The organism is Prevotella ihumii (genome assembly GCF_900155655.1).
GTDB lineage: Bacteria > Bacteroidota > Bacteroidia > Bacteroidales > Bacteroidaceae > Prevotella > Prevotella ihumii.
The window spans coordinates 1,764,211-1,770,899 of record NZ_LT706987.1; the positions used below are offsets into that span (position 1 = coordinate 1,764,211).

At 40.7% G+C, this 6,689-nt stretch carries 3 protein-coding genes and 3 pseudogenes; 1 reads left to right on the forward strand and 5 read right to left on the reverse strand.

Translation table 11 applies throughout. The annotated features are described in order from the left end of the window. Window positions 1–140: 140 nt before the first annotated feature. From CZ367_RS08025 to CZ367_RS08045, 5 genes and pseudogenes are all read right to left on the reverse strand, one after another. Window positions 141–2,414, reverse strand: a complete 2,274-nt coding sequence (locus tag CZ367_RS08025; protein WP_004356627.1) for an N-6 DNA methylase — start codon at window positions 2,412–2,414, stop codon at window positions 141–143. Window positions 2,415–2,427: 13 nt separating this feature from the next. After that, on the reverse strand, window positions 2,428–2,631 hold the full coding sequence (locus CZ367_RS08030) for a helix-turn-helix transcriptional regulator (protein ID WP_004356629.1): 204 nt from the start codon (window positions 2,629–2,631) through the stop codon (window positions 2,428–2,430). 142 nt (window positions 2,632–2,773) lie between these two features. Continuing rightward, window positions 2,774–3,130, reverse strand: a pseudogene (locus tag CZ367_RS08035) (IS30 family transposase); the annotation flags it as partial. A 58-nt stretch (window positions 3,131–3,188) separates the two neighbouring features. Continuing rightward, a pseudogene (locus CZ367_RS08040) lies at window positions 3,189–5,067 on the reverse strand (IS1634 family transposase). 206 nt (window positions 5,068–5,273) lie between these two features. Beyond that, window positions 5,274–6,083, reverse strand: a complete 810-nt coding sequence (locus tag CZ367_RS08045; RefSeq protein WP_077197402.1) for a transporter — start codon at window positions 6,081–6,083, stop codon at window positions 5,274–5,276. Between the two features lie 139 nt (window positions 6,084–6,222). On the opposite strand from CZ367_RS08045, the pseudogene CZ367_RS15885 reads away from it, so the two are divergent. Continuing rightward, window positions 6,223–6,591 (forward strand): annotated as a pseudogene (locus CZ367_RS15885) (IS1380 family transposase); the annotation flags it as partial. Between the last annotated feature and the right edge of the window lie 98 nt (window positions 6,592–6,689).

A 6,689-nucleotide genomic window follows, 5' to 3' on the forward strand; every position in this document is an offset into this window, starting at 1 on the left:
CCCAAAAAGACATCTCAACATATAAAATTTTCTCACAAGAAAAAATACTGCGGAATTAAGGTAATATTTTACATACCATTGGGAAACTTCCTTAAAGGATATGAAATTCAGATATTTATATTTAGTCTGCTCCATATCCATCACTTCTTTACATTGTAAAACGATTCTGGCTCGGACACTATATCCTCTGTTTCTCTGTAACGGAACGCATTGCCGTCTTCGTCTGTTTGGTATTTGATCGCTTTGAAAGGTACATCCCACAGTTTGTTTTCAATGCGGTAGGGCGTAAATTCCTTTACCAATGGTATCAGCTCGTTTTCTATTTCTGTTCCTGTCGTGCTGATTCCTGCCTTTTGTATTTCTGCAATAGGTATTTCGTAGTCAAACTTTTCTTTGACTATTGTTTTCACCTCCGCCTCTATCTTTTCTTGCAGGGCTTTTAACTTTGCCCTGTAAATCTTCTTTTCTTCTTTTGAAGGAGCTTCATTTCCTCTCTGTTTCAGTTTTTCTTTAAGGTTCTCGACCTCCTTCTGATACCTCAAAGCAAACTCTGATTGCGCCTGATTCTGTATTTGAGAATATGTGGTAGCTTCTTCTTCTGTAAATTTCTTAAAAAACAGCAGACTTGGCTTTACAGTTGCCCCCGAAGCAATAAATACATCCTGCGGAATAGAAACTATCAGTAATATCTTTGCTTTCCCCTCCACGAAATCACGAGCCTTTTGCAAATTGGGATTATTCAGCACGCCTTCGGGCAATACTATACCCATTCTGCCACCCGGCTTCAGGAGATTCAGGCAGCGCTCTATAAACAACACTTCCGTTAGGCTGCTATCAATTTTATAAAGGCTGAGCAACGATTTGTTTATATTATCATTGACCTGTCGCAATGCCTTATTATATGCTTCTCCATACCGCTCTACGTAGGATGAGATTTTAGCCTTGTCCGTGAACCTGTCAGCTTCTGATATTTTCAAGTCTTTTTCAACTCTTGCCCCAAAGGGGGGATTGGTAAGAATAATGTCAAAACGATTTTCGAAAATGCCATTCACATTGAGCAGGCCATCGTGATGATGTACTCCTCCATGCCCATCGCCATGCATAATCATATTCATTTTAGCGGTGCGTGCCATTCGGGGATTGGCGTCCGTTCCATAGATACAGTCGAATGACAATGAGCGCAATCGCCCTTTTTCATTATTGATATTCAGTTCTTCATTCAAATAAGAAAAAGTTTGTGCAACTTCTGCTTCTATTTTTTGTTTCTTTTTATCTGGCAGCTTGTCATAATCATCGCCATAATACTTTGCTTTTATAGTTTCTTTTTGCTGTTCTATCTCTTTTTCTATCTTCTCACGAACATACTCAAAGGTCTTGATTAAAAAACCACCACTTCCGCAGCAAGGGTCACAAACCAACTCACCTTCCTGTGGATCAAGTACAGACACCATAAAATCCACCACTGTTCGAGGAGTGAAGAACTGCCCCAACTCTCCTCTAAACGTTTTGCCAAGGAATTTTTCAAAAGCAATACCCTTCACATCGTCAGAAGTAGTAGAGAGATTATAAATCTCCAGTTCCTTTACAATCTGCTCAAAACTATTTTCTCGTATTTCTATTTTAGCATTATCATCAAAGAGATGGTCGTTGGCAAATTGCTGTTTTGTCTTTTCAAACAGATTCTGATAGAAGGGAATAGCATTTGTTACTCCCATTTCCTTATTTAATTTCTCATACGCCTTTCTGTTTGCAACAAATCTTTCTTTTGAAAAAATTTGTCCCTCATCGTTTTCACGCTCATAACGTATTTTTATAAAAAGAATTTTGCTAATCTCATCAAAAGCTGCTTCTGGTGAGAGCTTGTCATTGTTTCGGATGATATTGTGACATTTGAACAATAGTTTTGAGAACTCATCACGTGTAAAAGCTTTTGTTTGCTTCAACAGCTTCTCTACTTCCTTTTGGTTACCAGCTTGCTCTGCATTAGGAATATCTACAATTTCATCCAATTTGTCTGGTATTTGTCCTTTTACAACCTTAAAGATACGAGTTTCTTTTAAGTTGGTAGTTACAAAGAAATCAGCATGTGCCCATGAGGCATAGTTCATCCCTTGATAATAATCTTCTTTGTGTATCGTTACAGACTCTGCTTTACACTCCACAACTATCAAAGGGTACTTATTTGCATCTTTGTCCTCTTTACTTCTCCAAACCACAATATCAGCACGTGCAGCTCCTTGCCCACGTTGAGAATTGGAAACTTGTATTTCTTGGTCCATTTGGCTAATAGTATAGCCATAACTATCCACCAACCGCTTAATGTATGTCTGCCTAACCTCTTCCTCTGGCTTCAGTACGAGCCATCTGGCTTTTAGAGGAGCGTATATCTTATTATCTTTTATTTGTATTTCCATATATAGTTTTTCTTTATTCTGTCCACAACAAATCATCAACTCTCACACCCAATATCTTTGCCAACTGGATGAACATTTCAACATTGGGCTGAGCAACATTTGTAACCCACTTTGATATAACCGCAGGGTCTTTATCCAAGATTTCTGCCAGTTGCTTATTTGTCATTCCTTTTGCGGCAAGTACCACCTTTAGGCGATTGATTTTCTTCCGTTCCATGCTTATGTAACTTGATTACGCTATAAAATTACTCATTATTTTTCAGAATGTCTCTCTTTTGGGTAAAAAGATGGTCGTTTATAGTCAAGAAAATGTTTTTTAATTCATTTTTCTTGCGTGAATTCAATAAGCAAGTGCAAATTTACTTAATTAGTTCGTAAAAGCACTCATGTGGTGTTCTAAATTCTAATTTCTTTCTTGGTCTCATGTTAATTTTCTTTGAATACTTTGTTATTTGTTGATGACTGATATGCTCAAACGTTTCTTTTTTTGGCACGTATTGTCTAATCAGTCCGTTAGCATTTTCTATAGCCCCTTTCTGCCATGAAGCGTATGGGTCAGCAAAATAGACGGTGACACCAAGGCTTTTGCTTATCATTTCATGGCAAGCGAATTCTGTGCCGTTGTCCGTTGTAATAGACTTGACATACTCTTTGAATGGAGATAGCAAATGTATTACAGTGCGTGCTAACTCCTTGGCATTCTTTCCCTTTTTAACCCAAGTTTAACACCTATCATCGTAGCATCTTGCTATTATTATACTTTTTCAGTTTTGGCTATGGACTCTGTGTCCTACAAATTTTTATTTTTCTGAATGGTGCATATTTCAGTTTTAATTTATCGTATATAGCAGTTGCCTGCTTTGAGGGATTGCTGCATTGTCGCATCTGTACGATGTCTCCTAACGGGTTCCTACCTTCCGTGGTTACAAGTTTCTGGGTGCTCATCCTCCGCACGATTTCGGTCCAATAGCAGGATTCGCCTTCTCGCTTCAATTGGCAGCGGATGGTATTTACCACCCAGTAGGCAAGCAGACCGAAGAAAAGATGCGCATCGCTCCGGTCATCGGTCTGATGATATATAGGACGGAGGTTCAGGTCGGTCTTCAACTGCCTGTTGGTACATTCGATTTCTCGTATGAGGTTGTAATAGTCCCATGTGGTACGCTCGTCGAGTGTTTCTACATTGGTCCGTAGGAAGTATACGCCGTGTCCGGACTCGATGGCTGAGAGGTCTTTGAGATTCCAGTCTACACGTAGCATTTCCTTTGGTTTTTCTTCGTTTCTAATGTAGTCTATCGCATAGTATCTTGCGATAGAAGGATATTTCTGTATGGCTCGTCCCGTACGCTCTACAACCTTCTCGTAGAGTTTCGTTCCACCTTTCTTTGCAATACCATCATTTATCTTCTTCAGCTCTGTCTCAAATCTTTCACGCCAAAGTTTGTTCATTGACGATTCGGTCATAGCCTTAGATGGAGAGGTTATCTCAAGATAGTAGTCTTCACCTTCGGTGTGTACCTTGTTGAGCGTTATCGTTTGCTTTCGGGCGTCTTTTACCATCACACTCTTATGGTCCTCACTGAGCGTGTAATCTTTCAGCTTGGTGCGGGATACGCAGAGATAGTTGTAACCCTTTGCCTTAATAAGATTTAGATTCTCTTCGGTTGCAATACCTGCATCCATCACAATAAGCGATTTTTCTTTTTGTACAGGATTCCTGTCTGCCAGCGTATCTATCATATCAGGCAGTGATTTAGGGTCAGCCGTATTGCCTTCCAGGATAGAAGAATAGCGTATGAAGCCCTCCTTATTGATACACAGGGCCAGGACGAGAAGTTTACAATCAGATCGCTTCTCTTTCGACCTACCAAACTGTGCCTTCTTGCTTTCACGCTTACTACCCTCAAAGTAGAAGTTTGTCAAGTCAAAGAGCATCAGCTTGTTATCTATATTAAAAAGGTTATCTGTTACATTGCACAAGTGACGTTCTATCTTCTCTTTAAGTTCATAGAGTTTGTCCGTTACCTTGTACAGGGCATTGATACCCGGAGTCCAGTCTTGCGACCCAGTGTAAAGTTCGGCGGCAGCCGAATTATCCCTGAGATAATAATACGAGGAACGTTCAGACACGGCATACACAGTCCGGATGATGAGCGCAGAGAGTGCGGTGTGGATAGAATGGTTGCTCCATCCTTGGGCACGCAGGAACTCTTCCAGTCCCAGCTTATCAATGGTCTGCTTACAGAGCCATTCTGCACCAACATTCCTTGCGTCAGTATGTTCTGCCGTAGCAAGATCGATATAACGTTCAGAATCCTTTCTTGCCTTCTGTTCCTTCTTATCGAATCTATCAATTCCACCTTCCTCTTTCATCCGTTGCCACCACTCATCCGCCTTAGCCTGTTCTATTTCAGTAAGCCCCTCCAAATGCTTGCCAAATAAAGAATTAGTTCCTCTGTTCTTAAAAACGCTCTGTAAGTGCAAAAGCAATTCTTCTCACCTGCAAGGCTGTGAGAGAAGGTTCAAAACCAATATTGAGTAGGATGAGCGAATGTACGTGTCCAGCCACGTCACGATACGACTCTTTTAGTCTATAATAAAGAGCCTTTTCACCAGTTGCCGGATTAAAACGTGTCTGTACATTTGCGTGCATAGGTGCAAAGTAACAAAAAAAAATTGATATGCTGGTGTCCTACAAATCAGATTTAGTCCGTATTCAGAAAACGCTACGGCTGATTATTAAGTACTTAGCAAACCTGAAACCCTCAAAACACACTGAAAATTTATGAAAAATAATTATGCCCGTTAAACTTGGGTTAAATAAAGATAATATCTGAAATATACAACTATCGGTTTCTTTTAGTTCAGCAACCACGCCATACCTAAACCTATATTGGCGTATTTCGACGGCTCGTTAAGGTTGATGTCGCCATACAAATTTACTTGCAATCGTGGTGAAACCATATATGCAGCTCCAATTTCACTCATACAATTGAAATGACTGGCACACCCTGGCTTTGCCCAATCGTCCTGCTTCTGCGAGTTATACAGGTTGTAACTCTCTATGAAGAAACTCAATTTATCGGTAGCCTGGTAGTTCAGACAGACACCGAAGAAGATGTTGGGATTGTCTGTATCGCCGCTCCACTCGGCACCAATGTCGTAGCCTAAACTGAAAGAATTGCTGAGTTCGTTCTCAAAAAGCAAGTGTGTCTGTATGCCAACGTGTTGCGGAAGATAGTGGGAACGACTGCCACCAGGAAGAAGAAGCATTCCGAGGAACGACATCTTGGGTAGCGCACCATTGCCGTCAGTTATCTTAATCTTGGATCCAATGGCAGCTACCGAAATTCCAGTGTAGTTGTTCTCAGGCGTATGTGTTGTACTCTCATCTATCTGAAAACGAAGTTCAGCATTAGGTGTTACACCCATTCGGAAAGTGGAAGTGTTGATAACCCACGTGCGTTCGTGCACTCCGTTCCTGCGGTTCCATTCGTGTGAGAAGCCTGTTTCCCAGTCAATCTTCCACAGAGGCATAATGTCTGGCCCCGTGGTAGCCCCAGGACAATCGGGCGAGAAAGTGTTATCGTCCTGTGCGTTCGCTCCGACAGCAGGGAGGAACAGCAACAACAGGCAAATAATAATCTTGTAGTTTGTTTTCCTTTTCATCTTATACCTTATTTCCGCAGCGTTTTTGCTTGCAAGAAATGCAAGTGCCTGATACATAAAAGTATTCAAACACTTGCGTATGTCAGAAAATTCACTTATCTTAGTGCTACTAAACATATAAAACAATAAATCAACTGACATAACAAAGGTAGCAATAAAATCTGACAAAATAACCTCTTTTGGTGGAATTTTTCACGTAATGGATGTTTTTTCCAAACTTGGACTCAATCAAGTCATTGATTCCTCGCTTGGTCAGCGTGGCAGTACAGGTACGGCATTCCAATATAGTGATATTATTTCATCGCTGTGTTATAGCTATTTGTGCGGTGCTGATTGCTTAGAAGATATTAACACGCTCGTTGCTCAGTTTTCATTATCTTCCAAATGTACACTTCCTGGGGCAGACACCGTTGGTCGTGGTTTGAAAGAACTTAAGGAAGCAAATGTGGTTTACACTTGTGATAAATCCAAGCACGCCTATAAGTTCAATAAGGCTGAGAAATTAAACCAACGATTTCGTTAAGCCAGACGAAGCATGCAAATGAGCAAAGCGAAATTTGTACATGCTCGTGGCGAGAAATCGCACTTTGAAAAAGAACTTCTTCT

Coding starts and splice junctions, on each gene's coding strand:
- CZ367_RS08025 (WP_004356627.1), bottom strand. CDS start 2,414: ATGGAAATACAAATAAAAGATAATAAGATATACGCTCCTCTAAAAGCC.
- CZ367_RS08030 (WP_004356629.1), bottom strand. CDS start 2,631: ATGGAACGGAAGAAAATCAATCGCCTAAAGGTGGTACTTGCCGCAAAA.
- CZ367_RS08045 (WP_077197402.1), bottom strand. CDS start 6,083: ATGAAAAGGAAAACAAACTACAAGATTATTATTTGCCTGTTGTTGCTG.